The organism is Dactylosporangium sp. NPDC000555 (assembly GCF_040300025.1).
In the GTDB taxonomy this organism is placed as follows: Bacteria; Actinomycetota; Actinomycetes; order Mycobacteriales; family Micromonosporaceae; genus Dactylosporangium.
On sequence record NZ_JBEPDB010000059.1, the window covers coordinates 5,075 to 29,844 of the forward strand.

Consider the following 24,770-nt stretch of genomic DNA (forward strand, 5'->3'; position numbering starts at 1 on the left):
CGAGGACGTGGTGACCTCGGGGCCAGGTTGCGCTGTCGGGGCGCCGAGATTGCGGGCCGCCGGGTCGTGTTCGTCGAGGACGTGGTGACCTCGGGGCCAGGTTGCGCTGTCGGGGCGCCGAGATTGCGGGCCGCCGGGTCGTGTTCGTCGAGGACGTGGTGACCTCGGGGTAATGGGGGTAACGGGCCAGGTTGCGCTGTCGGAGCGCCGAGCTGTGCGCGCTCGGCGCGCGGGTCGAGCACGCGCTGTGCGTGATCGACCGCCAGGAGGGCGGCGCTGAGGCGCTCGCCGCCGACGGCATCGCCCCTGCACGCCCTGCTCACCCGCGAAGAACCTCGACGCCGCGGGCTGAGCGGCCGGGGGCCTCAGTCGGTGAGGCGGATCCGCAGGTATCCGAGGTCGAGTTCGCCTTGGCGCAGGCGGTCCAGGTCGGTGCGGTAGGCGTCGACCGGGATCAGCAGCGCGTGCCGGGTCGACTCCGGGCGGACCTCGGGCCGGCGCTTCGGCGGTGGCCCGGACGGCGTCCGCGCGCCGTGCGGCTCCGGGCGGCCCGAGCCGAGGCGCTGCCGTACGTCCGACCAGCGCGCGGCCGGGAAGCGCAGCGACTCGTCGGCGAGGACCAGGTCGTACGGGATGCCCTTCTCGTCGCGCAGCGGGAACGCGACCAGGGTGCGGTCGCCGACGAGCTCGGCCAGGCCGAGCATGCGCAGGCCGTCGCGGCGGGTGACGACGAGTTCCTGCGCCCGGGTGAGCACCGCGCCGCGCAGCGGGCGCGCCGGGCGCAACACGCGGTAGGCATACGAGCCGACCTGCACGTCGTCGCGGCGCGTCGGGCGTTGGCGAGCCTGGCCGCGCGCTGCCGAATAGGCTTTGGACCCATGGTGCGCATCGAGCGGTTGGTCACGTCGGGCACGTTCTCGCTCGACGGTGAGACCTTTGACGTCGACAACAACGTCTGGATCGTCGGGGACGGCGCGGAAGCGCTCGTCATCGACGCCGCGCACGACGCCGGGGCGATCGTGGAGGCGCTCGGCGGCCGCCGCGCCGTGGCCATCGTGTGCACCCATGGTCACGACGACCACATCGATGCCGCGCCCGAGCTCGCGCTGCGCACCGGCGCGCCGATCCTGCTCCATCCGGACGATCTGCCGCTGTGGCACATGAGGCACCCCGATCTCGAACCGAACACGCACCTTACCGATGGCCAGACGATCGGGGTAGCCGGCACCGAGCTGCGCGTGCTGCACACGCCGGGGCACAGCCCGGGTGCAGTGTGCCTGCACGCGCCGGAGCTGGGCGTGGTCTTCTCCGGCGACACGCTGTTCCAGGGCGGCCCGGGCGCGACCGGCCGATCGTTCTCGGACCGGCCGACGATCCTGCGCTCGATCCGCGAGCGACTGCTGCCCTTGCCGCCGGAGACGGTCGTGCACACCGGCCACGGCCCGGACACCACGATCGGCGCCGAGGCCGGCTCGATCGAGTAGGCCGCCGGCACCCCGGCCCCGGCCCGCGTCCTGGCACCCCGGCCCGCACCCGGCCCCGGCCCCGGCCCGCACCCGGCCCCGGCCCCGGCCCGCACCCGGCCCCGGCCCCGGCCCGCACCCGGCCCCGGCCCCGGCCGCACCCGGCCCGCATCCGGCCCCGGCCCGCACCCTGACCCGTGGCGGCCCGCGTGGAAGGGTCAGGGCGCGTTCTCGGCGGCCCGTTCCAGCAGGGCGTCGCGCTCGGCCGGGCTGTGCGCCAGGTCCGCGGCGCGGCGGAACAGGTCGGCGGCGTGCTCCCGGTCGCCGGCCCGCGCGATCAGGCCGGCCTCGGCGGCGAGCGCCAGCGGGTAGTCGTCGAGCGCGCCGCCGGCCCGGGCCTCGGCGAGCAGGGCGAGGCCGGCGCGCGGGCCGCGGGCGTAGCCGTGCGCCACCGCGCGGTTGAGCGCGATCACCGGCGTCGGCTGTCGCAGCCACAACTCGTCGTAGCAGTGCGCGATGCGCGGCCAGTCGGTCGCGGCGACGGACTCGGCGGTGGCGTGGCAGGCTGCGATGCGGGCTTGCAGCGCGTATGGGCCGTCGCGATGGGCCGGTTCCGCGTCCAGGGCGGTGAGGATCGCGACGCCCTCCGCGATCGCCGCGCGGTCCCAGTGCGAGCGGTCCTGCTGCTCCAGGGTGCGCAGCCGCCCGTCGTCGTCGCGCCGCGCGTCACGGCGGGAGTGCTGGAAGAGGAACAACGCGAGCAGCCCCGAGATCTCCGAGGAGTCGGGCCGCGGCCGCAGGGTGGGCAGCAGGTCGGCCAGCAGGCGGGCCAGGCGGATCGCCTCGTCGGCGAAGGCGGGGGAACCGTCGGCGTTGTAGCCCGTCGTGAACAGCACGTACAGCACGCCGAGCACGCCCGGCAGGCGCTCGGGCAGGGTGGTGCCCTCGGGGACGCGATACGGGATGCCGGCCTGGGCGATCTTCGTCTTCGCGCGGGTCAGGCGCCTGGTCATGGTGGCCTCGCCGACCAGGAACGCCCGGGCGATGTCGGCCGTGCGCACGCCGCAGATGGTGCGCAGGGTCAGCGCGACGCGCGCCTCCAGCGGCAGGGCCGGGTGGCAGCAGGTGAAGATGAGGCGCAGCCGGTCGTCGGGGAAGCCACCGGACTCGGGCGGGGCCGGGTCGCCCCGCTCCAGCACGGCCAGCTCGCGCAGCTTGGTGCGCTCGACCGTGGCGCGGCGCAGGACGTCGATCGCGCGGTTGCGGGCCGCGGTCATCAGCCACGCCGCCGGGTTGTCGGGGACGCCCGCCGACGGCCACCGCTGCAGCGCCGTGGCCAGGGCCTCCTGGGCGCAGTCCTCGGCCAGGTCCCAGTCCCCGGTGATGCGGATCAGGGCGCCGACGATGCGCGGGTACGCCTCGGCCGCCGCGGCGGAGGCAGCCGCGGCGGTGGCCGAGGCCGCCCCGGACGTGGCAGCGGCCACGTCCGGGGCGGGGGAGCTCACGCCGTGGGTGTGGGCGGTCACTGCTCGAAATCGGCGAACGGGCGGATCTCGAGGCGGCCGTCGCGAGCCATCGGGTGGGCGCGGGCGACCGCGATCGCCTCGTCGAGGTCGGCGCACTCGAGCAGGTCGAAGCCGACGATGACCTCCTTGGTCTCGGTGAACGGGCCGTCGGTGACGAGCAGCTCGCCGTTGCGGACGCGGACCGTCGTGGCCGCCGAGGGCGGGGCCAGCACCGCGCCGCGCACCCGGCGGCCCGCGGCGTCGTTCTCCGCCACCCAGACGTTGATGTCCGGCTCGTCGGTCTTGTCGGTGTCGGGCTCCTGGTCGCTGCAGACGAACATCATGTACTTCATCGGGACTCTCCTCTGCTGATGGTCTCGACCCTAGTGACGAAGGGGTCCGCCGGATCCGGACAGCCCGATACGGTCCGTTGTCCGACGAAACAGGGCCGGCGCGTCCGGGGATTGCTACGTTCATCGGCCAGTCCCCCAGAAGGACCCCCGCGGACCGGCGAGCTGGTCCTGACCGAGACGACGGTGACGCTTCCATGCGACGCATCTGCTACCTCGTGGCCGGCTGCCTGGCAGCGGTGGGCCTGGTCATCGGCGGCATCGCGGCGTTCTCCGGCAGCTTCTCGCCCCGCTCCTACGTGGACAAGCACTATCAGCGCGCGGCGTCGCGCGACATCGGTACCGACGCGCGCGCCTACCTCAGCGCCAAGCCCCCGTCCCGGGTCGCGGACGAGATCTCCCGGGCCTGGTCGCCCGCCGGCCGCCACGCCGACGGCTCCGGCGTCTACCTGCGGTACTCCACCGACTCCGTCGTGCTCAAGCCCAACGACACCGGCACGCTGATCCTGGTCGAGGCGTTGCGGACCGCGTACAGCCGCTACTCCGGCACGCTCGGCGGCAACGGCTGGGCCGGGTACGGCGAGGGCAACAGCGGCCGCCGCGGCGGCCCCGGCAGCGGAAAGTAGCCCCCAATGCTCAAACTGGTCACGGACTGATGCCGGGCGGCAGCCCGCGGGTCAAGGCGCCCGCGGTATCGCAGCGGAACAGGAAGCGGCTGATCGACGCGATCTGGCTCGGCGTCCTCGCCGTGGTGACGCTGTTCGCGGTCACGTACTGCTCGCAGGACTCCGGCGACGCCGTGGCCGTCGACGAGGCCGGCGCGCAGACCGTCGCCGCCGACCTCGCCCGCGCCTCGGCCGTGCACGGCATCTGCTACGGCTGGCAGCTGCTGGACTCGACCACCCCGGTGAGCTCCGGCTCGAACCTCGGCGTCGGCGTGCGGGTGACCGACAGCCCCGAGCGGTGCCCCAAGTTCGTCGAGGTCCGCGGGACGTACCACTACTACCCGAACAGCAGCGACTTGGAGGACTACGCGCAGTACAACATCGTCAGCAACATCGGGCGCTCGACCCGGATCGATCCGGCGGGCCTGGAGCGGCTCGGCGTCGGCGCGAATCGGCTGCTGGACGACCCGGCGGCGGTGATCCTCGATGCCGCCGAGGCGCTGCCGCTGCTGGCGCTGGAGGCCGGCGCGGCCGAGGGCCCGGTGCCGGGGCCGAGCGCGACCGGCACCCCGCTGCCGGTCCGGGAGGGCGGCAGCGACTTCCTGCGGGACCGCTGGGTGCTGCTGGTGATCAGCGGCTCGTTCCTGCTGGCCGCCGCCCTGACCGTGGTCCTCGGCCTGCTCGTCGCGCGCATGCTGGACAAGGTGGACAAATCAGATAAGGCGAAGAAACGTCAGAAGTCGGGCAAGCCGGCGTGACGGCGTGGTGAATCCGATCCGAACAGCCGGGTGGATCGGCCGTTGCGGCGCAGGCGGCGGCGCGGTCGCGGGGACTAGACTAACGATCTTGTGTCGATGCCTTGTGTGACGTGTGGTGCTTCCGGACACGACACCGGCGGGACGTTCCTCTGCATCCGGCACGGCGGGGTGCCGTCCGCGGCGTTCGTGGCCGCCCTCGTCGGCGGGGCGGACGCCGGCGGCCAGCGGCGGGCACCGGGCCGCACGCCGGCGGAGCCGGGCGAGCCCGACGTGGGCGGCCCGTGGCTGCCGGACCTGCCCGATGGGGCTCTGCCGCGGTGGCCGGACGCGCGGGTCGACGAGGCGCCCGGTGTCGCCGGCCGGGCGGCGATCGGCCCGGGCGCCGGCGAACCGGACGGCGTCGCGGAGGAGATCGAGGAGATCGAGGACCGGCCGCCGGCCGGGATGCGGGTGTACACCTGGCTGTTCGTCGCCGTCACCGCCCTGCACGCGGTGCTGCTCGTCGTCGCCGTGCTGGTGCTGCGGCGGGAGGACGAGGTGCTGCGACGGTACGCCGCCGAGCCCGCCTCCATCGACCGGCCCTCGGCCGCGGCCGTGTTCGAGCTCGTCGACCGGGTGGCCGGGGCGGTGACGGTCGCGCTGTGGGTGACGCTGCTGATGTTCGCCGTCTGGTTCGGGATCGTCGGGCGGGTCGCAGACCGGCAGGGACGCGACCGGCGGGCGTTGCTGCGGCACTGGACCTACCTCGGGTGGCGGCTCGCGCTCGTGCCGCTGGTCGTGTACCTGTTCGTGGAGGCGGCGCGGGACGAGACCGGGCCCGCCGACCGCACGGCGTTCGTGGCCGAGGCGCTGACGGCCAACCACACCGCCGCCGTGTTCGCCTGGCTGCGGATCGTGATGCTGGCGCTGCTCACCGCGTTTGTCGTGGTCGTCTGGCGGCGGCTCAACCCGCGCGAATCGGCCATGCCGCCGCGATATTAGCCGCTGTGCCCCACCCGGCGGGTCACCGCCTCCAGATCCGTCACGGGCTATCCCTACACGTAGGCTTTGTCTGTGGCGAGGTACTTCGACGTGCACCCGGACAACCCGCAGCCCCGGCTGCTCCACCAGATCGTGGCGCTGCTGCGCGGGGACGGCCTGGTCGCCTACCCGACCGACTCCTGCTACGCGCTCGGCTGCCAGCTCGGCAGCCGCCCCGGGCTGGAGCGCATCCGGGAGGTCCGCCGCCTGGACGACCGGCACCACTTCACGCTCATGTGCCGCGACTTCGCGCAGCTCGGGCAGTTCGTGCAGATCTCCAACGCGGTGTTCCGGCTGGTCAAGGCGGCGACGCCGGGCAGCTACACGTTCATCCTGCCGGCCAGCCCGGAGGTGCCGCGGCGGCTGCTGCACCCGAAGAAGCGCACCGTCGGCGTGCGCATCCCGCAGCACACGGTGACGCAGGCGCTGCTGGCCGAGCTGGGGGAGCCGCTGCTGTCCAGCACGCTGCTGCTGCCCGGGCAGGACGAGCCGATGACGCAGGGCTGGGAGATCAAGGAGGCGCTCGACCACCAGCTCGACGCGGTCGTCGACGGCGAGTGCGGCACCGAGCCGACCACCGTGGTCGACCTGTCCGACGACGAGCCGGAGATCCTCCGCGTCGGCGCGGGAGACCCCAGCCGCTTCGAGTGAGCGCGCGGCCCCGCCGACGGCCGTCAGCGGGTGACGAGGTCGTTCGCGCTGCGGAGCACCGGGGCCGACGACCACGCGGCCGGGTCGGCCTCGGCGGCGCCACGCACGCGCAGCGTCACCGACTCGCCCGGCAGCAGGGTCACCAACAGGTCGTCCACGGTCGCGGCCGGGTCGAGGCGGTCCGGGAACACCGCCAGGTCGCGCACCAGCGTCCGGGCTGTGACCTCCAGCTCGACGCCGCCCTGGGGGCCACGGACCGGCCGCGCGACGACATCGGTGACCGCGCGCGGGTAGGCCAGGTCGACGTCCTCGGCGAAGAACCACACCGCGCGCCCGCCGTCGCCGTCGGCCACGATCAGCTCGGCCGTGCCGTTGTCCGGCGTCGCGACGTCGGGCGGCAGCGGTACCGTCACCGCGGACAGCGCCGGCACCCGCACCGTCAGCGTCGCCTCGGCCCGCGCGCCGCCGTCGAACGACACCCGCCGCACCCGCAGCTCGGCCCGCCACGGCCCGGGGGTGTCGTTGACGGCGACGAGCGCGGGCGCGCCGTCGCGGGGCTGGATGGTGACGAGCCGTTCGGCGAAGGCGCGGCGCAGCGCATACCACAGCGGCTTGCGCCGGCCGTCGCCGTCGACCGCCGACCACGAGGTGACCGGCCAGTTGTCGTTGAGCTGCCACATGATGGTGCCCATGCACAGCGGCTTGAGCGAGCGGAAGTGCTCGATGCCGTACGCGATGGCGCGGGCCTGGTTGAGCTGCGTGGCCCAGTGCCAGTCGTCGAAGCCGGCCGGGGCGGGGAAGTGCCCGTGCAGGCCGCGGAGGAGCTTGTCGTTGCCGCCGGTGGCCTTCTGGTGGTGCAGCACGCCGGGGGAGTCCGGGGTGAGCGGATCGTCGCCGACGGCGCGGCGCAGCGTGGCGTATGCCGGGGGCGCCTGGAAGCCGAACTCCGCGACGAACCGGGGCCGGTACGTGCCGTAGTGGCGGTAGTCGTGGGTGTTCCACACGTCCCAGATGTGCGTCGTGCCGTGCGCCGGGTCGTTCGGGTGCAGGGCTCGGCCAGAGGAATCGACACCGCCGGAGTAGGGGCTGCCGGGCCAGTACGGGCGGGTCGGGTCCAGCTCGCCCACGATCCGGGGCAGAACGTCCAGGTAGTAGCCCTCGCCCCAGGTGCGCCCGGCCAGCTCCTCCCGCCAGCCCCAGTCGTGGTAGCCCCAGATGTTCTCGTTGTTGCCGACCCACATGACCAGGCTGGGGTGCGGCATGAGCCGGGCGACCTGCTCGCGCGCCTCGGCGGCGACCTCGGTGGCGAGGGGCTCCTCCTCGGGGTAGGCGGCGCAGGCGAAGGGGAAGTCCTGGCCGACGAGCACGCCGAGCTCGTCGGCCAGGTCGTAGAGGTCGTCGCTCTCGTACCGCCCGCCACCCCAGACGCGCAGGTAGTTGACGCCGGCGGCGACGGCCTGGCCGATGCGGTCGGCGTAGCGGTCACGGCCGACGCGGGTGACGAACGCGTCGTCGGGGATCCAGTTGACCCCGCGCACGAACACCGCGGTTCCGTTGACCTTGAGCACGAACCGGCTGCCGTCCTCGTCGCGCCCGGTGTCCAGCTCCACGCCGCGGAACCCGATCATCCGCCGCCAGGTGTCCAGCGCCGTCCCGTCGGCGGCGCGCAGGGTGAGCTCAACCTCGTAGCGGTGTGGGTCGCCGTGCCCGCGCGGCCACCACCGCCGCACCCCGGGCACCTCGACGAGCACGGTGACCCGGGTCGCGCCCGCCGGCACGCCGACGGTCGCCTCGCGGCCGTCGACGACGGCGGTGACCGTCACCGGTGCGTCGGTGGCGCGCTCCAGCACGATCCGCAGCTCGACCCGGCCGGTGTCCCCGGCGGTGCCGTCCCCGGAGACGGTCACGAGGGGCCGGACCTCGGCCAGCCGCGCCCGCGACCAGGCGTGCAGCCCGATCGGCCGCCAGATTCCCGCCGTGACGACGGTCGGTCCCCAGTCCCAGCCGAAGTTGGCCGCCATCTTCCGGATGTACTGAAACGGTTCGTCGTACGCGTTCGGCCGCGCCCCGAGCTCGTCCCGGACGCGCTCCGCGTATCCGTACGCCGAGTCGAACCGCACGGCGAGCTCGTTTCCGGCCGGGCGCAGCAGCGCCGTCACGTCGAAGCGGTACCCCCGGTGCATGTTCGCCGTCCGCCCGACCTCGACGCCGTTGAGCACGACGGTCGCGACCGTGTCGAGCCCGTCGGCGACGAGGTCCACCCGGTCACCGCCGAGCCCGTCCGCGTCGAACGTCGTCTCGTACCGCCATGCGGTGCGCCCGATCCAGTGCAGCCGCGTCTCGTTGTCGTCGAGGAACGGGTCCGGGATGGCCCCGGCGGCGAGCAGGTCGGTGTGCACGCATCCCGGCACGGTGGCGGGGAACTCCCGCCCGGCGACGACCTCGGCGGCCGGCTCGACGGCACGCACGCTCCAGCCGCTGTGGAGGGGACGCAGAACATGCATGCGTCAGGTATACCCGGAATCAGGCGTATGCCCGGCCTCAGGCGCCGAGCGCCGGGGCCGGCTGCCAGCGCCAGCGCGGGTCGCAGTCGGGGTCGTTGGCCGCGAGCACGGCGTGCAGCACGCCGTCGGGGTCGCAGCTGTACAGCCCGGAGCTCCACACGTTGTTGACCTCGAGGACCGCGAACTGCCCCGAGTCGGTCCGCCCCACGTCGATCACGGCCGTGGGGGGCACGTCCGCGGCGGGCAGGTCGGCGAGCATCAGCGAGATGAAGGCGGCCGCCTCGTCGTGCCACGACGCGCGGTGCGTGCGCAGCGAGGGGCTCCACTCCTCGCCCTCCACCAGATACGGCGACCACGCCACCGGCTGCCGTCCCATGGTGAACACGCGATACTCCGAGGCGAGGTCGAGCCAGTGGTCCATGATGATCAGCGTGCTGTCCGCGGGCAGCCGGGCGGTGCGCAGCCGGTTGCGCAGGTCGTCGGCGTTTCGCACCCAGGCGGCGGAGAACGCGGGATGCTTCTCCTGGGCGAGCTTGGCCACCGCCGGGCGCGGCCCGACGACGTCCGGCGCCTCGCCGACGCTGACGAGCCGGATGTCGCGGCCGGTGACGTCCTTGGGCAGGGCGGCGAACCACGACGGGGACGCGCCGAAGAGGCGGATGTCGGCGCCGCCCGCGATGAGCATGGTGAGATATCCGCCGGCGGCCCGCCAGGCCACGCGTTCGGCGGAGTTCAGCCAGGTCACCTCGGCCGGGTCGCCCGGCAGTTGCACCACCGGCAGGCCGATGCGGTGGGCGGCGTGCGTCAGCGCCGCGCTTGCCTGGGGGGAGCGCACGCGCATTGCCAGGGTCCGGAACTGACGCACCCTCATATCCTGCCAGCGAGCTTCGTCAGTGTCGTTGGCGGAGCCCGCAGACGGCACATCGCCCGGGGCCGGCGTTCACCGAGGGTAATCGGGGAAACGCCTTAGTGGACATTAACGTCGACCAAAAGTCACAAATCGTGCACGGTGTGTCCTTGGCCACCGGTGTTCCGGCACGGTCCGAGCGGTCAGAGGCGCACGCGCTCGCCGGACGGGTCGTACAGGGGGCGCAGGGAGGCGCGCGCCGGGTACGTCGCGCCGGCGATCTGCACGGTCAGCTCGCCGGCGTCCAGCCAGGCCTGGTCGAGCGGGTCGGTGCCGGTGTCGAGCATGGCCAGGCCGACCGCGCCGCCGAGCGTGTGCCCGTAGGAGGCGGCCCGGACGTACCCGACGTCCCGGCCGTCGCGGCGCACGATCTCGCCGTGGAACATCACCGCCTTCGGGTCGGTGACGAGCACCTGGACCAGCCGCCGGGTGAGCGGGCCGCGGGCGCGGCGGGCCAGCACCGCCTCGCGGCCGATGAAGTGCTCCTTGTCCAGCGCGACGGCGAAGCCCAGCCCGGCCTCGAGGACGTCGTCGGTGTTGTCGATGTCGTGGCCGTAGTCGCGGTACCCCTTCTCCATGCGCAGGCTGGCGAGCGCCTTGAGCCCGGCGTGGCGCAGCCCGTGCTCGAGGGTCCGCGAGCCGGCGGCGACGAGCCGGTCGTACACGTGCACGGCCTGATCGGCGGGGACGTAGAGTTCGTAGCCCAGCTCGCCGACGTACGTGATGCGCAGGCACAGCGCCCGGGCGTAGCCGATCTCGATCTCCGCGGCGCCGCGGAACGGCAGCGTGATCTCGGCCCCGGCCGCGGCCGACAGCACCGCCCGCGACCGTGGGCCCTGGAGGTTGATCTGCGCCCAGCCGGAGGTGACGTCGGTGACGAAGGCGTGGCGCTGGGGAGCGCGGCCGAGGTGCCGGCGCAGCCGGGTCAGCACGTGCCGGTGCGCGGTGTCGGAGGCGACGACCCAGAACCGGTCCTCGTCGAGCTGGGTGACGGTCAGGTCGGCCTCGATCGTGCCGCCCTCGTTGAGCCACTGGGTGTAGGTGACCCGCCCCGGGTGGCACACGCGGTTGGCGGACAGCTCCTCCAGCACCGCCCCGGCCTCGCGCCCCTGGACCAGGAACTTGGCCATGAACGACATGTCCATGAGGATCGCGTCCTCGCGGGCCGCCCGGTGCTCCGCCGCCCAGGTGCCGAACCAGTCCGGCTTTCCCCACGAAGGCGTGAAATGTCCCGAAAAGTCGTAGAAATCCGGCATCTCCCAGCCCGACACGTCCCGCCGGTACGGCCGCAGCGGCTCCAGGCGATCGTGCAGCGGCGAGCGCCGCGCGTCCCGGGCCGAGGTGAGCGCCTTGTCCGGGTAGTGCGCGGCGTAGACCCGCCCGAGCGCCTCGACCGTCCGGGCGGCGCGGTAGTCGCGATTGCGCTGGTACGGCTGCAGCCGGTCGATGTGCATCCCGGTCACGTCGACGTCGGGCCGCCCCTCGGCGATCCACGCGGCGAGGGCCCGGCCGATCCCGCCCCCGGTCAGGATGCCGATCGAGTTCATCCCCGCCGCGACGAAGTAGTTGCGCAGCTCCGGCGACTCCCCGAAGATGGGCGCCAGGTCGGGGGTGAAGCTCTCCGGCCCGCAGAAGAAGGTGCGCACGCCCGCGGTCGCGGTCACCGGGATGCGGGTCATCGCCGCCTCCAGGTATGGCGCCATGCGGTCCCAGTCGGGCGGGAGCGTGCCGAAGGAGAAGCCGTCGGGCACCCGGTCGACGCTCCACGGCGCGGCCGCGCCCTCGAACAGCCCGACCATCAGGCCGCCGGTCTCCTCGCGGAAGTACCCGTAGGCGCCCGGGTCCTCCAGCACCGGCAGGTCCGCGCTCACCCCGTCGATCGGCTCGGTGATGAGGTAGTAGTGCTCGGCGGCCTGCAGCGGGATGCTGACCCCGGCCTCCTCGCCCAGCTGGCGGGCCCACATGCCGGCGCAGTTGACGACGACCTCCGCCTCGACGTCGCCGAACGGCGTGCGCACGCCGGTGACCGTGTCCCCGCGGCGCAGGGTGCCGGTCACCGGTACCCCTTCGAGGATCTTGGCACCCCGCAGCCGGGCCCCCTTGGCGAGGGACATCGTCACGTCCACGGGGTTGGCCCGCCCGTCCTCGGCGACGTAGAAGCCGGCCAGCACGTCGTCGGTGCGGGCGAGGGGGAACAGGTCGCGCACCTCGGCGGGGGAGATCTCGTGCACGTCGACGCCGAGGTGCCGGTTGAAGGCGGCCACCCGGCGGTACTCCTCCAGGCGCCCCTCGTCGGCGGCCAGCTCGATGAAGCCGCACTGCCGCAGGCCGGTGGACAGGCCGGTTTCGGCCTCCAGCCCGGCGTACAGGTCGCGGGTGTACTGGCGCAGCCGGGTCGACGTCTCCGACAGCGAACCGAACGTGACGATCAGCCCGGCCGCGTGCCACGTGGTCCCGGCCGTGAGCCGGTCCCGCTCCAGCAGCAGTACGTCGCGGACGCCCATCTTCGCCAGGTGGTACGCGACGGAGGTGCCGATGACGCCGCCGCCCACGACCACGACGCGGGCCCGTTCGGGGAGGTCCATGCGGAGCACTGTAGTTCGCCCGGAGCGAGGCGCCCGGCAACCGCCGCCGCGGCGCTCGTCCGATCGGCCACCTGGCCGTAACGACCGGTGGCTGCCGCCGCGCCGGGGGTGATCCGGGAACATATCCGCCGAGAATGGCAAAAGTCCGCGCACGGGCGACCCGGCGAGGTAGCCTCGTTGGCGCTGCCGCTGTTGATATGTCCACAGTGGACCGAATCGCGCCGGATCCCCCGGGATCCGGCATGAGGCGGGACACACCTGCATTCATTCATGTCGGTCGGGAACACATCCGAGGCCGGCGGCGTTCGTTACACAACCAAGTCACCAAGAGAGGGTGAACGCCATGGCCATCAGCACCGACTACGACGCGCCACGCCACCCGGTCAGCAGCGACCTCGCCGAGGACAGCCTCGAGGAGCTCACCGCACGCCGGGCCGCGGGCCAGTCGTCATCGGTCGACGTCGACGACAGCGAGACGGGCTTCGAGCTACCGGGCGCGGAGCTGCCCGACGAAGAACTGACCGTCCCGGTCGTCCCGATGCGCGGCGATGAGTTCCGCTGCTCCAGCTGCTTCCTCGTGCACCACCGCAGCCAGCTGGCCAGGGAGCGCAACGGCGCGCCGATCTGCACCGAATGTGACTAGCCGCGGATCTTGACCCTGGTCAGGTCCTCGGCAACGACAACCTCGCCGTCGAAGACCGCTTCCGCCTCCCGCCGGAAGCGCGACGGGTCGTCGTAGCGCTGCGAGAAGTGGGTGAGCACGAGCGTGCCCACCCCGCATTCCGCGGCCACCCGCGCCGCCTGCCCGGCGGTCAGGTGCCCGTGCGCGACGGCCGGTCCCTCGTCCTCGGCCAGGTAGGTGGACTCGATCACCAGCACGTCGGCTCCGTCGGCCAGCCGCCCGACGCCGTCGCAGAGCCGCGTGTCCATCACGAATGCGAATTTCTGCCCCCTGCGGGGCTCGCTCACGTCCTCCAGCCGTACCCCCTTCAGCTCCCCGGCGCGCTGCAGCGCGGCGATGTCGGGGCCGGCGATGCCGTGCTCGCGCAGCCGGTCCGGCAGCATGCGCCGGCCGTCGCGTTCGACGAGCCGATAGCCGTACGTCTCCAGTCCGTGGTCGAGCCGGTGCGCCTCGAGCCGGAACTTCGGGGTCTGCGCGATCGTGCCATCCGCTTCGACGGGGTTCTTGGTGATGCTCGCGCGGTCGTGGAAGGGCGCCGCGTGGCGGAGGCGGTCGAAGTACTCCTCGCCGCCGGCCGGGAAGTAGGCCTGCACGTCGTGCGGCGAGGCGTCCAGGGAGATCCGCTGGATCACGCCCGGCAGGCCCAGGCAGTGGTCGCCGTGGAAGTGCGTGACGCAGATCCGGGTGACGTCGCTGGACGCGACCCCGGCGTGGACCATCTGCCGCTGCGTGCCCTCGCCCGGGTCGAACAGGATGCCCTCGCCGTCCCACGACAGGAAGTACCCGTTGTGGTTGCGCGACCGGGTCGGCACCTGGCTGGCGGTGCCCAGCACGACGAGCTCTCGAGACGACACCCCGGCGACTGTAGCGGCGGGCTCCTCGACGCGCACCGCGGATTCCATCGCCGCCCGGGCGGCGATGGAACCCACGGGCGCGATCAGCAGGAGTTGAGCATGCCCTGCAGCGCGGACTTCTCCGACGACTGCAGTTTCAGGCCCCAGGCGTACTTCACGGTGATCCACATCTTCGCGTAGGTGCACCGGTACGAGGCCAGGGGCGGCTGCCAGGTCGACGGGTCCTGGTCGCCCTTGGCCTGGTTGACGTTGTCGGTGACCGCGATGAGCTGCGGGTGGGTCAGGTCGTTGGCGAAGCTCTGCCGCTTCGACGTCGTCCACGAGCTCGCCCCCGAGCGCCACGCCTCGGCCAGCGGCACCACGTGGTCGATGTCCACGTCGGAGGCGGCCGTCCAGGTGGCCCCGTCGTACGGGCTGTACCACCGGCCCGACGTGGCCGAGCAGGAGCTGTTGGTGACCACGGACGTGCCGTCGCGCTTGAGCACGGTCTCGCGCGTGTCGCACGAGCCGCTGATGGTGATCCAGTGGGGGAACAGGCTGCGGGAGTAGCCGCTCATCGACCCCTCCGCCGCCACCGTCAGCGCGTCGAGCTGCGACTGCGCGGTGGCCTTCGACGGGATCCCGGGCGGCGTCGCCCCGGCGGACGCCGGCCAGGCCACGGTGACGCCGGCCCCGGCGACCACCATCGCGGCGACCAGCCGCCCGACCCGAACCATCGACATGCGTGTCTCCTTCCGATCCGTTGGGAGCACGCTGTCGTTCGGTCGTGAACGATATGGGACGGTGGCGTTACGGCTGATCGAAGCCTATGAATTAATATGGCGGCGCACGCCAAGCGGCCGGCGGCCCCGCCCGTACTGTCGGGCGAGGCCGCCGGCCGGAAGCCGTAACCGTGGTGTCAGGAGAGCACGCGCAGCTGGACGGTGGTGGCCATGCTGCCCAGCTGGGTCAGGATCTCCTGCGGGTAGTTGATCGCGATGTCGGTCAGCAGGTAGCCGTACTCACCGCGGGTGGCCAGGATCTGGCCCTCCACGTTGACCTTGTGGCTGGCGAGGACGCTGTTGACGTCGGCGAGCACGCCCGGCACGTTGTGGTGCAGCAGCGCGATGCGGTGCGTGTCCGGGGCCTGCAGCAGGTTGAGCGAGGGCAGGTTGACGCTGAGCGTCGTGGAGCCCTCCGAGACGTACTTGTGCAGCTTCTCGGCGACGAACGAGCCGATGTCGGACTGCGCCTCCTCGGTCGACCCGCCGATGTGCGGGGTGAGGATCACGTTGGGCAGGCCGCGCAGGGCCGACACGAACTCGTCGCCCTTCGCCTTCGGCTCCTTCGGGAACACGTCCACGGCGGCGCCGGCGAGGTGCCCGTTGTCGAGGTGCCGGCGCAGCGCGTCGTGGTCGATGACGAAGCCGCGGCTGAGGTTGAGGAAGATGCTGCGCGGACGCATCCTGGCGAACTGCTCCTCGCCGAAGAACCCGCTGTTGCCCGGGCGCCCGTCCACGTGCAGCGTGACGATGTCGGCGACCTCGAGCAGCTCGTCGAGGGAGTTGCAGCGCACGGCGTTGCCCAGCGCCAGCTTCTCCGACGTGTCGTAGAAATACACCCGCAGGCCGAGATTCTCGGCGAGGACAGACAGCTGCGTGCCGATGTTGCCGTAGCCGACGATGCCGATGGACCGGCCGCGGATCTCGTGGGAGCCCTCGGCGTCCTTGTTCCACACGCCGTTGTGCATATCGGCGTTCTTCTCGGTCAGCCGCCGGGTGAGCGCGATGATCTCGGCGATCGCGAGCTCCACCACGCTGCGGGTGTTGGAGAACGGCGCGTTGAACACGGCGATGCCGGACTCCGCCGCGCTGCGCAGGTCGATCTGGTCGGTGCCGATGCAGAACGCGCCGATGGCGCGCAGCTGCGGCGCGGAGGCCAGCGCGTTGGCGGTGACCTGGGTCTTGGACCGGATGCCCAGCAGGTGTACCCCGTCGAGCCTCGCGACCAGCTCGTCCTCGTCGAGCGCACGACCGACGGTGTCCACCTCGTATCCCTCGGAGCGCATCCGCTCGACCGCGATCGGGTGGATGTTTTCGAGGAAGAGGACCCGAACCGGGTCGGCCTGGGAAGTGTGTGGCTGCACATCCCTACCCTATGTGACCTCCGGTGTCACTGGTACGTGAGCCGCGACTCGTCCCGTCCTGTGCGATCGCGTGCCGCTGGCGCAGCCGGTCGCGGATCTCCTCGGGCGTGTATGCCCGGCGCCGCCGCTCCGCCCGTGCGACCAGCACGCCTGTGGCCGCCACGCCGACGACACCGGCCAGCCCCGCGACCTTCCACCACTTGATACGCATGAGGCCCTAGGGTAGTACCGGTGATGGTCGATCTCGACGAGGCCGTGCGGATGACACGCACCGGCGACCTGTGGGTGTTCCGCGGCCGCACGACCGCCGACCGCGCCATCCAGACCCTGACCAACAGCCCGGTCAACCACGTCGGCATGGCCGTCGTCCTCGACGACATGCCGCCCCTCATGTGGCACGCCGAGCTCGGACGGTCGCTGCCGGACATGTGGACGGGCACCCACCAGCGCGGCGTCCAGCTGCACGACCTGCGCGACGCGGTGCTGGTCTGGGGCGGCCGCTACGGCCAGCGCGCCTGGCTGCGGCAGCTGTTCCCGGAGGCCGGCGCGGCGATGGAGGACGCGGTCCTGCGCACGATCGCCCGTCTGGACGGCACCCCGTTCCCGTCCACCGCCCGGCTGGCCGGCCGCTGGTTCAGCGGCCGGGTTCGAGGCCGCCAGCCACGCCTGCGCGAGCCGGCCGCCGGCACCCTGGAGACGGCCTACTGTGCGGAGGTGGTCGCCGTGACCTATGAGGACATGGGCCTGCTTGCCAAGGGCAAGCGGGCGAACTGGTACGATCCGGGCAAGTTCTGGAGCGGCGACGACCTGCGGCTGCTCGGCGGGGCCACCCTCGGCGAGGAGATCGCCGTGTCGCTGCCCGCCACATGAGCCGGCCCGGGCTGGTGTGCCGATCTTGATGTGTCGTTGAGCAACTCTGGCCGTTCGGACATGCGCAGTCCGCGAACGGGCCGGGGTAGCTTTCTCGCGTGACCGAGAAGCCCCGCGAGCCCCTCGACCACCTGGATCCGCCGGCGCCCGATCCCGAAGCCACGCAGCCCCTGCCGCCCCCGCCGCCGCGGCAACACCCGGTCCACCGCCCGCCCGTGGCCCTCATCGCGTTCCTCGCGGCCGGGGTCGTCATCGCCGGGGCCGTGCTCGCGATCCTCCTCGGGCGGATCGGCCCGGACCCGGCCCCCGCGTCCGGGTCGCCGCCGCGGCGGTTCCTCTCGCCGCAGGCGCTGGTGGACTATCTCGACCGGCGCGGCCTGGGGTGCGACGGCTTCCAGGCGGTCGACGACGCGCGCAACGCCGTGGGCCGGGGTCGCTGCGTCGCCGCCGGGCAACCGGTCGCCGTCGGGGTGTACGAGGGGCACAGCGATGTCGAGGCCCAGTGGGTCGCCATGGCCGGCAGCCGCGAACCGCTGTTCATGGCCCTGGGCGAGAACTGGGCCGTGGACGGCCCGGCCGGCTGGACCAGGCGCGTCGCCGAGGTCATGAACGTTCAGTACCGGGCGCAACCCTAGGATGGCACGAGTGCTCGATCGGTTCCTTCGCGCCTGGCTCGGAAGCTGGCCGTCCCCGGGAGGCCTCGTCGTCGTCGGCAGCCCGCTGCGGGAGAAGCCGCGGTGGGACGGCGGTGAGCAGCGGGCGCTCGGCGTGACCGACGCGGCCGGCAACGGCGTGCTGTCCGTGCCGCCCGCCGCCCGCGACGCGGTCGCCCGGCTTGTCGCCGGGACCGCCCCGGGCGAGCTGGAGGCGGCGCTCGGTGCGGCGCTGCCCGCCCTCGTCGGCCGGCCCGAGCAGCACTGCTTCACGGGCGTGTTCCGCTGGAGCGAGGCGCCGGCGGACCTGCCGGACGCGGGGGAGTGGGAGCCGGCGGACCGCTCCGGCCTGCCCGACTGGCTGCGGCCGTTCCCCGGCGAGGTGCTCGTCGCGCGGGAGCCGGGCACGGGGGAGTACCTGGCCGGAGTCGGACTCAAGCCGCACGACGCGACCGGGATCGAGATCTCCGTCGGCACCGAGGAGCGCGCCCGCGGGCAGGGGCTGGCCCGGCGGCTGGTGGCCCGGGCGGCCCGGCGGATCGTGGGCGCCGGTGCGGTACCGATATATCTGCACGACCCGGCGAACACCGCGAGCGCCCACGTGGCGGTCGCGTCCGGCTTCCCCGATCCCGGCTGGAAGGTGCACGCCCTCGCGGAGAACGCGTGACGGCCGGGCGGGGCCGGGTCTACATTTCCGCACCGTCCGGCCGATAGGCAGGCGTGGACAGCACCCGCCCCGTGCACATCGGCCGCCAGGCGATCTACGACGCCCGGGGCCAGGTCGCGGCGTATGAGCTACTGTTCCGCGACGGCCCCGGCGCGAACCACGCGACCGTGCGCGACAGCGCCGCGACCAGCCGGGTCATCGTCGAGGCGTTCACCGCGTTCGGCATCGAGGAGCTCGTCGGCGACAAGCCGTGCTTCGTCAACCTCACCCGCGAGTTTCTCGTCGGCGGGCTTCCGCTGCCGTTCCCGCCCGGCCGGGTCGGCCTCGAGCTGATGCCCGGCATGCGCGTCGACGACGAGCTCGTCGCCGCCGCGGCCGCGCTCACCGAGCAGGGCCACCGGCTCGCGATCGACGGCTTCACCGGCGACCCGGCCACCTCCCGGCTGCTGCCGCACGTGCACTACGTCAAGGTCGACATGCTCACCGGTGACCGGCACACGATCGCCCGCCTCGTCGACCAGTGCCGGCGCATCCCGCGCATCCGGCTGGTCGCCCAGCGGGTCGAGTCCTGCGAGCTGCTCGAGCTCGCCAACCGGCTGCGCTTCGAGCTCTTCCAGGGCCACGTGCTCAGCCGGCCGCACCTCATCACCACGCACGCGCTCAATCCCACCCGCCTGGCCCGCATGCGGCTGCTGGCCGAGCTGGCCGCCGACGACGTCGACCTGGACCTCGCCGTGGCCGGCATCGAGCGCGACCCGGCCCTCGCGGTGCGCATCCTGCGCGGGGTCAACGCCGCCGCGAACGGCCTCAAGCAGCCCGTCTCGTCGATCGTGCAGGCGGTCGTACTGCTGGGCATCCCCCAGGTGCGGCAGTGGGCGACGCTCATGATGGTGGCGGACCTCGCCGACGGCGACGAGTCGCTGCTCACCGATGTCGTCGTGCGCGCCCGCATGTGCCAGACCGTGGCCGAGCGGCGCGGCTCGGCCGACGGCGCGACCGCGTTCACCGTCGGGCTGCTGTCGGGGATCGGCGACCTGCTCGGCGCCCCGGCCACCGCCCTCACCGACCAGCTGCCGCTCACCGCCGACGTCGCCGAGGCGGTCACGCACGGCCGCGGCGACCTCGGCGCCGTGCTCCGCGACGTGCGCGGTTACCAGCACGGCGGCGCCGGCGACCTCGGCGAGGACCTGCTCGCCGCGCTGCGCTGGACCAACGCCTCGCTCACCGCGCCCGAGCCCGCGGCTCGGTGAGGATGCCGCCGTCCCCGTAGACCGCGTGTCCCCGGCCGGCCCTGACCGGCGCGGGCTGGATCAGCGTGCCCGCAGCTCTCGCCGGCTGACCGCCAGGTAGACGCGGTGGTCGCGGTGGTCGATGCGCTCGACCGTGTTCACGTCCACCCTGAGCAGGGCGCCGTCGTCGCCGGCGACCAGCACCTGCCGGCCGTTGTACGTCCTGCGGTCGATCGCGCCGATCTCGCCGTCGGTCGCCTCGACGGTATAGCCGACGAGCACCATGTCCTCCTAATACCCGTCTGGGTATGGTTCCTCCCGTACCTTCCGGTCGGCTGGAGCATCATGCCAGATGCCGCGCTCAGCAGCAGCGTGTGCCCGGCGCCGAAGGCGGTCACGAGCGGCCCGCCGATCGCCGTGCCGAGCGGCACCGCGATCACCGTGACGGAGCCGAACGCGGCCAGCACCCGGGGCAGCCTGTCGGGCGGGGTGGTGCGCTGGAACAGCGCCATCACCGTGGACAGGTACGGCGCCCAGCACAGGCCCGCGACCGAGAACGCCGGCAGCGACACGGCGGCCGGGGCGCCCAGCCCGAGCGGGAGCATCGCGGCGCCGAACGCGACCACGATGCCGGCCATCGCCGGCCACAGGGGCAGGCGACACAGGAACGCGCTACCCAGGCCGCCGGCCACGGCGCCGACGCCGAACGCGGTGTAGTACACGCCGAGGAAGGTGGCCGGGGCGTGCAGCTCGTCGGCGACGTGGATCGCCGTACCGCGGAGACAAGAAACATCGCGGTGAGCGCAATTCGCGGCCGTGGGCTATCTTGCCTGCCATGCGTGGGTGGCCCATCGGGCTGACATTGTGGCTTCTCTTCGTGGCCGCCCTGGAGGCGGCCGGCGCCATCGCGGTCTGGTGGTTCTTCGTCCGCACCGAGCACGGCCAGCTGCTGGACTATGTCGCGATCACCGGCAACAGCATCGGCCGGGCCCACGTCGAGACCCTGGTGCGCGACATCCTCAACGGCATCTCCGCGGTGTCGCTGACCGCCGCAACGATCACGATCGGCTTCATCGCCCTGGCTCGCCGCCGGGTCGCGCTGGCCGCCGGCGCGGTTCTGCTCATCGGCGGCGCGAACGTAACCACCCAGGCGCTCAAGGCCCTCATCTACCGCCCCGAGCTGGGCGTCGACGCGGAGCGCGTCGCGGCCGGCAACAGCCTGCCGAGCGGCCACACCACCATCGCCGCCTCGGTGGCCGTGGCCCTGGTCCTGGTGGTACCCGCGAAGGCCCGCGGCCCGGCCGCACTCCTCGGCGCCGTCTTCGCCACCCTGGCCGGCGTGGCTACCCTCTCCGCGGGCTGGCACCGGCCCAGCGACGCCGTGGCCGCCCTGCTCGTCGTCGGCGTCTGGGCCGCGGCCGCCGGCCTCTTCATCGTGATTGCCCAGCGCCGCCACGGCGGCGTGAGCTACGGCCCGCCGAGCACCTACACCACCGTCTTCCTGACCGTGGTCGCGCTGGGCCTGCTGGCCGGCGCCGCCATCTGCATGCACCTCACCGACGACGTCATCACGCGCTCCGTCCACAACCTGAGCCGCGGCCGCCTCTTCGTCGCGTACGCGGGCGGCGCCCTCGGCATAGCCGGCATCACCGCCTCGGTGGTGGCCGCGGTCCTGTCGACGGTCCACCGGGTCGTACCTCGCCTGGTCCCGCCCGGCGACGCCGAATCCGATGCGGACGACGACGAGCCGACCACGCAGGTGATCCTCCCGGCCTGAGCGCTGGTGCCGGATCCGTCGAGTGTGGGTTGGGACGTTTGACGCGGTGCGGGGGCGGATAACGGACTCGTATGGCGAAGACGGATCTCACCGGAGTGCCACGGGTCGACGAGGCCATCGATCTTGCCACCATCCGGGACGAGGCGGAGCAGATCGCGGTGCCGGCGTTCGACTACATCGCGCAGCCGATCGAGGCGGTCGTCGACGGGGTCACCGGGCACACGCACGAGAAGGATCGCGACTCCGGGAACACCCAGGTCGACGAGGAGTTCTGAGCCGCGCCCACGGGCAGGACCACGGTCGCGCGGTCAGCGGCTGATGCGGGGTGCTGCCCGGCCGCAGCGCTGATTGCCTCGCCGGCGATCATGGCGTCGCGGCGGCCAGCGAGCGGTTCGGCGCGGGCCGCCTCGGTCGGCCGGGGGTCACGGGCTCGGTGCCGGATGCGGGAGCGGATGGGCGCCCTGTGGCCGCAGGCCGTCGAAGATGATCGCCAGATAGCGGCGCCACAGGTCGGGCGGGGCGCCCGGAGCGTAGCCGGCGACATAGTTCGGCGCGCACATGAGCAGGAAGAGGTCCGTGCCCGTGATGTCGTCGCGGACGGCGCCGTGGTCGCGGGCGCGGTCGACCAGCGCGTCGATGGTCGCCCGCAGTCGCTCCTGGACCTGCGACACCTCCGTGTTGCCGGAGCTCGCACCGTGCAGGAAGGACAGGTCGCGCTGTTGCCGCTGCTCGGCGGCCACTTCGAGGAACCCCAGCAGCGCCTGGCCCGGGTCGTCGGCCTCCAGCAGGTGGTCGCCGGTCTCGATCAGCACCTCGACGCGATCGAGCACGATCGCCGCGATCAGGTCCTCCTTCGTCGCGAAGTGGCGGAACACGGTGCCCTTGCCGATGCCGGCGCGCCGGGCGATGTCGGCGATCGACGCCTCGAGACCGCGCTCGGCGAACTCGTCGGCGGCGGCCGCGAGCAGCAGGCGACGGTTGCGCGCGGCGTCGGCGCGCAGTGGTCGGGTCACGTGCGTTAGCCTACCAAGTTGACCGCCCGGTCCGCTTTCGATAACATGACCGCATGGTCCGTTTAGGCATGCGAGCAGTGGTGGCCCATCGATACGGCCCGCCGGAGGAATACGAGATAGCCGAGGTCTCGGTGCCCGAGCCCGGACCCGGGCAGATCCAGGTGCGCGTCGCCGCCGTGTCGATCAATCCCCTCGACGTCCGGCTGCCCGCCGGTGACCTCCGCGGGGCCGTCGACCTGCCGTTCCCGCATGTGCCGGGCAACGACTTCGCGGGCACGGTGAGCGCGGTCGGGGAGGGCGTCACCGGATACGCGGTGGGGGATGAGATCTTCGGTTTCGCCGCACCCCGCGCGATTGGCCACATGGGCAGTTCGTCGGTGAGCACCGGCGCACTCGCGGAATACGCGGTGTTCGAGGCCGACACGCCGTTCCTCGCGCAACGGCCGGACGCGCTCGACGCCGAGCAGGCGGCGGCCCTGCCCACCGTGGGGCTCGCGGTCCGATCGATCATGGCGTCCGCCGACATCAAGCCGGAAGCCAGAGTTCTGGTCGTCGGCGCCACAGGAGGAGTTGGCACCGCGCTGCTGCCCGTCCTCGCCAGCGCCGGCGCACACGTCGTGGCGACCGCGCACGAGGCCGACGCCGACCTGGTGCGCTCGCTGGGCGCCGCCGAGGTCGCCGGATACGACGACTATCCCGGCGGCAACGACCTGGCGCTCAACCTGGTGCTGCCCAGCGACCGGCTCGAGCGGCTGGTCGCGGCGGTGCGGCCGGGTGGGCAGCTGCTGACGATCACGTTCCCGCCGCCGGCGCCCCACGACGAGGTCGACGTGCGGCTGGTGCTCGACATGGAGGGGCGGTTCGGCGGCATGGCCGAGGTCGCCGCGGACGCGGTCGCGGGGAAGCTCCAGGCCCGGATCGCCGCGCGATACGAGTTCGACGACGCCGTGCGGGCGCTGTCCGACTTCGCCACGCGGCACAAGACCGGGAAGCTGGTGGTGCGGGTGCGCTCCCGGCCGTGAAAACCGCCGCGGACGTCCTCGCCGGCCCAGTCGTCGCCGGAGCGGCCGCTGATCGTGAGCCTGACGTGTGACCGCTTAACGAAGGTCGACCGACTTCCAGGCCGTGGGGTTGGCGGGGCGGTCGGCCCACCAGACGACGCCGGCTCGGGCGGTGGTCACGCCGATGTCGGTGCCGAGCGGGTGGATGGTGCCGGCGTCGACGTCGTAGGCGACCAGGCGCACCGTCGCGCCCTGGGCCTCGGTGAAGATCTCGTAGCGCCCGGCGAGCGCGTTGTCGATGGTGACGGCGGTCAGCTCGCCGGGGACGCGGCGGCGGGCGGTGCCATCTGGGCGGAGCACGTCGTAGATGTGCCGGTCGCCGAGCTGGACCATGGAGCGGCACCACACCGGGGTGCAGGCGATGGACTCGGCGGCGGCGCGGGTGATGGTGCGCCGCTCGCGGGTCTGCGGGTTCGCGAGCACGAGCGGCGCCTGGTCGTCGACGCTGAGCAGCCACGGCCAGCCGGTGTGCCGGAACCGGCCTTCGAACGAGGCCGTGGTGACCGGGCCGCCGGTGATCGCGATGCTGCGCAGCTCGGTGCGGACCCCGTCGTCGGGCGGGGCGGCGACCCAGTGGAGGCGGCCGTCGGCGACGACGAGGTCGTATTCGGAGTCGAAGAACACCGCGGCTCCGGTGTCGGCGGTGAGGGACGCCGGTGGGGAGGAGCCGTCCAGCGGTGCGCGCCACATACGAGTCTCGTAGGTGCCGTCCGGGTCGGCGGCCGACTCGGCCCAGTAGAGCGCGCCGTCCGCCGCGGTCAAGCCGAGGAACTGCGCGAACCGGTCCCTGGGCAGGCGGCGCAGTTCGCGGTCGCCGCCGCGGTCGCGCAGGACGAGCCGGTCCGCCGAGCCGTCCGGCGTGGGTGCGGTGCCGATGGAGGCGGCCGCGGAGGCGTAGAACAGCGGCGTGTATTCCGCGCCGTCGGACAGCCGCGCGGAGAACACCACGGGCGCGGGCGCGGAGGCGAGGGCGGCGGCGGCCGGCGTCGCCGAGGGCGGCGGAGTGCTGGGCCCCGACTCGACCGCGGCCACCAGCCAACCGCCGGCGGCGAGCGCGACGGCTAGGGCGATCAACGGCCGGGCCTTCCTCACCGGGGCAACCTAGCCGGAGTTGAACACCATTTCCAACTCTGCCGCGCCGCAGCGGCGGGTTTGAGGGACCCGCTCGACCGGCCGGCCCGCCGGGGCCCGCGTCAGGTCCTGGTCAGCGACGGCGGTGAAGAGGCACGCCAGCGAGACCAGGGCCATCCCGATGGCCGAGGAGACCGCGGTGAGTAGACAGCGCGGGCCCGTTCGTCGCCGGGCCGGTTCGGCGTCCGGCGCAGGCTCACCACAGCGTGCCCCCTCGCGGTCGGCCCGCTCGACGAGTCGCGAGAAGAGCTCCCCGGACGTCCCGCGCTCGCCGATCGCGCTCTTGCCGTTGGCGTGGCA

Annotated in this window: 26 protein-coding genes and 1 pseudogene; 13 read left to right on the top strand and 14 right to left on the bottom strand. The window is 73.1% G+C overall.

Annotated features, from left to right (window positions below; translation table 11 throughout):
* Positions 1-365 precede the first annotated feature (365 nt).
* The gene (locus ABT297_RS29165) at positions 366-788 is read right to left on the bottom strand and encodes a hypothetical protein (protein WP_350555369.1); all 423 of its coding nucleotides are present in this window, start codon (positions 786-788) and stop codon (positions 366-368) included.
* 90 nt (positions 789-878) lie between these two features.
* Here ABT297_RS29165 and ABT297_RS29170 point away from each other — a divergent pair, with 90 nt between their 5' ends.
* On the top strand, positions 879-1,484 hold the full coding sequence (locus ABT297_RS29170; RefSeq protein ID WP_350555371.1) for an MBL fold metallo-hydrolase: 606 nt from the start codon (positions 879-881) through the stop codon (positions 1,482-1,484).
* A 197-nt stretch (positions 1,485-1,681) separates the two neighbouring features.
* Here the strand turns inward: ABT297_RS29170 and ABT297_RS29175 are convergent, their stop codons facing one another.
* Together ABT297_RS29175 and ABT297_RS29180 are read right to left on the bottom strand one after the other, a co-directional pair.
* Entirely contained in the window at positions 1,682-2,947 is a 1,266-nt protein-coding gene (locus tag ABT297_RS29175; RefSeq protein ID WP_502885662.1) for an RNA polymerase sigma factor, read from the bottom strand.
* Between the two features lie 38 nt (positions 2,948-2,985).
* Entirely contained in the window at positions 2,986-3,321 is a 336-nt protein-coding gene (locus ABT297_RS29180) for a YciI family protein (RefSeq protein ID WP_350555375.1), read from the bottom strand.
* A gap of 194 nt (positions 3,322-3,515) precedes the next feature.
* Here ABT297_RS29180 and ABT297_RS29185 point away from each other — a divergent pair, with 194 nt between their 5' ends.
* From ABT297_RS29185 to ABT297_RS29200, 4 genes are all read left to right on the top strand, one after another.
* Positions 3,516-3,944 (top strand): DUF4247 domain-containing protein, encoded by a 429-nt coding sequence (locus tag ABT297_RS29185; protein ID WP_350555377.1) that lies wholly within the window; start codon positions 3,516-3,518, stop codon positions 3,942-3,944.
* 29 nt (positions 3,945-3,973) lie between these two features.
* Positions 3,974-4,741, top strand: a complete 768-nt coding sequence (locus ABT297_RS29190; protein WP_350555379.1) for a hypothetical protein — start codon at positions 3,974-3,976, stop codon at positions 4,739-4,741.
* Positions 4,742-4,846: 105 nt separating this feature from the next.
* Positions 4,847-5,722, top strand: coding sequence for a hypothetical protein (locus ABT297_RS29195; protein ID WP_350555381.1), 876 nt, complete (start codon positions 4,847-4,849; stop codon positions 5,720-5,722).
* Positions 5,723-5,794: 72 nt separating this feature from the next.
* The gene (locus tag ABT297_RS29200; RefSeq protein ID WP_350555383.1) at positions 5,795-6,412 is read left to right on the top strand and encodes an L-threonylcarbamoyladenylate synthase; all 618 of its coding nucleotides are present in this window, start codon (positions 5,795-5,797) and stop codon (positions 6,410-6,412) included.
* A gap of 23 nt (positions 6,413-6,435) precedes the next feature.
* Here ABT297_RS29200 and ABT297_RS29205 read toward each other — a convergent pair whose 3' ends face one another.
* The 3 genes from ABT297_RS29205 to ABT297_RS29215 all read right to left on the bottom strand — a co-directional run bounded on the left by ABT297_RS29205 (position 6,436) and on the right by ABT297_RS29215 (position 12,408).
* Positions 6,436-8,916 carry a glycoside hydrolase family 2 protein gene (locus tag ABT297_RS29205; RefSeq protein WP_350555385.1) on the bottom strand — a complete coding sequence of 827 codons (2,481 nt, stop codon included), beginning with the start codon at positions 8,914-8,916 and terminating at the stop codon, positions 6,436-6,438.
* 37 nt (positions 8,917-8,953) lie between these two features.
* Positions 8,954-9,781 (bottom strand): ATP-grasp domain-containing protein, encoded by an 828-nt coding sequence (locus ABT297_RS29210; RefSeq protein ID WP_350555387.1) that lies wholly within the window; start codon positions 9,779-9,781, stop codon positions 8,954-8,956.
* A gap of 185 nt (positions 9,782-9,966) precedes the next feature.
* On the bottom strand, positions 9,967-12,408 hold the full coding sequence (locus ABT297_RS29215; protein WP_350555389.1) for a GcvT family protein: 2,442 nt from the start codon (positions 12,406-12,408) through the stop codon (positions 9,967-9,969).
* Positions 12,409-12,757: 349 nt separating this feature from the next.
* Here ABT297_RS29215 and ABT297_RS29220 point away from each other — a divergent pair, with 349 nt between their 5' ends.
* On the top strand, positions 12,758-13,051 hold the full coding sequence (locus ABT297_RS29220) for a DUF4193 domain-containing protein (RefSeq protein WP_350555462.1): 294 nt from the start codon (positions 12,758-12,760) through the stop codon (positions 13,049-13,051).
* Here the strand turns inward: ABT297_RS29220 and ABT297_RS29225 are convergent.
* The 4 genes from ABT297_RS29225 to ABT297_RS29240 all read right to left on the bottom strand — a co-directional run bounded on the left by ABT297_RS29225 (position 13,048) and on the right by ABT297_RS29240 (position 16,280).
* Positions 13,048-13,944 carry a ribonuclease Z gene (locus tag ABT297_RS29225; RefSeq protein ID WP_350555464.1) on the bottom strand — a complete coding sequence of 299 codons (897 nt, stop codon included), beginning with the start codon at positions 13,942-13,944 and terminating at the stop codon, positions 13,048-13,050. The two genes, ABT297_RS29220 and ABT297_RS29225, sit on opposite strands and share 4 nt — an antisense overlap.
* A gap of 83 nt (positions 13,945-14,027) precedes the next feature.
* Positions 14,028-14,660: an HNH endonuclease family protein gene (locus ABT297_RS29230; protein WP_502885663.1), complete on the bottom strand. Its 633-nt coding sequence runs from the start codon at positions 14,658-14,660 to the stop codon at positions 14,028-14,030.
* A gap of 182 nt (positions 14,661-14,842) precedes the next feature.
* Positions 14,843-16,069: a phosphoglycerate dehydrogenase gene (serA, locus tag ABT297_RS29235; RefSeq protein WP_350555391.1), complete on the bottom strand. Its 1,227-nt coding sequence runs from the start codon at positions 16,067-16,069 to the stop codon at positions 14,843-14,845.
* 4 nt (positions 16,070-16,073) lie between these two features.
* A complete protein-coding gene (locus ABT297_RS29240; RefSeq protein ID WP_350555393.1) occupies positions 16,074-16,280 on the bottom strand; it encodes a hypothetical protein in 207 nt (68 codons plus the stop codon).
* Between the two features lie 20 nt (positions 16,281-16,300).
* Here ABT297_RS29240 and ABT297_RS29245 point away from each other — a divergent pair, with 20 nt between their 5' ends.
* The 4 genes from ABT297_RS29245 (at position 16,301) to ABT297_RS29260 (ending at position 19,509) form a co-directional block, all read left to right on the top strand.
* Positions 16,301-16,939 (top strand): hypothetical protein, encoded by a 639-nt coding sequence (locus tag ABT297_RS29245; RefSeq protein WP_350555395.1) that lies wholly within the window; start codon positions 16,301-16,303, stop codon positions 16,937-16,939.
* A gap of 98 nt (positions 16,940-17,037) precedes the next feature.
* Complete coding sequence (locus ABT297_RS29250) at positions 17,038-17,574, top strand: hypothetical protein (RefSeq protein ID WP_350555397.1); 537 nt, start codon at positions 17,038-17,040, stop codon at positions 17,572-17,574.
* A 10-nt stretch (positions 17,575-17,584) separates the two neighbouring features.
* Positions 17,585-18,259, top strand: coding sequence for a GNAT family N-acetyltransferase (locus tag ABT297_RS29255; RefSeq protein ID WP_350555398.1), 675 nt, complete (start codon positions 17,585-17,587; stop codon positions 18,257-18,259).
* Between the two features lie 53 nt (positions 18,260-18,312).
* Positions 18,313-19,509 carry an EAL and HDOD domain-containing protein gene (locus ABT297_RS29260; RefSeq protein ID WP_350555400.1) on the top strand — a complete coding sequence of 399 codons (1,197 nt, stop codon included), beginning with the start codon at positions 18,313-18,315 and terminating at the stop codon, positions 19,507-19,509.
* Positions 19,510-19,569: 60 nt separating this feature from the next.
* Here the strand turns inward: ABT297_RS29260 and ABT297_RS29265 are convergent, their stop codons facing one another.
* Positions 19,570-19,773, bottom strand: a complete 204-nt coding sequence (locus tag ABT297_RS29265) for a hypothetical protein (protein WP_350555468.1) — start codon at positions 19,771-19,773, stop codon at positions 19,570-19,572.
* 125 nt (positions 19,774-19,898) lie between these two features.
* Positions 19,899-20,210 (bottom strand): annotated as a pseudogene (locus ABT297_RS29270) (MFS transporter); the annotation flags it as partial.
* Between the two features lie 113 nt (positions 20,211-20,323).
* On the opposite strand from ABT297_RS29270, the gene ABT297_RS29275 reads away from it, so the two are divergent.
* Together ABT297_RS29275 and ABT297_RS29280 are read left to right on the top strand one after the other, a co-directional pair.
* Positions 20,324-21,265 carry a phosphatase PAP2 family protein gene (locus ABT297_RS29275; protein WP_350555402.1) on the top strand — a complete coding sequence of 314 codons (942 nt, stop codon included), beginning with the start codon at positions 20,324-20,326 and terminating at the stop codon, positions 21,263-21,265.
* A 71-nt stretch (positions 21,266-21,336) separates the two neighbouring features.
* Positions 21,337-21,540, top strand: a complete 204-nt coding sequence (locus tag ABT297_RS29280; RefSeq protein WP_350555404.1) for a hypothetical protein — start codon at positions 21,337-21,339, stop codon at positions 21,538-21,540.
* Positions 21,541-21,687: 147 nt separating this feature from the next.
* On the opposite strand, the gene ABT297_RS29285 is transcribed toward ABT297_RS29280, so the two are convergent.
* The gene (locus ABT297_RS29285; RefSeq protein ID WP_350555406.1) at positions 21,688-22,278 is read right to left on the bottom strand and encodes a TetR/AcrR family transcriptional regulator; all 591 of its coding nucleotides are present in this window, start codon (positions 22,276-22,278) and stop codon (positions 21,688-21,690) included.
* Positions 22,279-22,346: 68 nt separating this feature from the next.
* Here ABT297_RS29285 and ABT297_RS29290 point away from each other — a divergent pair, with 68 nt between their 5' ends.
* The gene (locus tag ABT297_RS29290; RefSeq protein ID WP_350555408.1) at positions 22,347-23,300 is read left to right on the top strand and encodes an NADP-dependent oxidoreductase; all 954 of its coding nucleotides are present in this window, start codon (positions 22,347-22,349) and stop codon (positions 23,298-23,300) included.
* Between the two features lie 75 nt (positions 23,301-23,375).
* Here the strand turns inward: ABT297_RS29290 and ABT297_RS29295 are convergent, their stop codons facing one another.
* Positions 23,376-24,431 (bottom strand): hypothetical protein, encoded by a 1,056-nt coding sequence (locus ABT297_RS29295; RefSeq protein ID WP_350555410.1) that lies wholly within the window; start codon positions 24,429-24,431, stop codon positions 23,376-23,378.
* Positions 24,432-24,770: the final 339 nt, after the last annotated feature.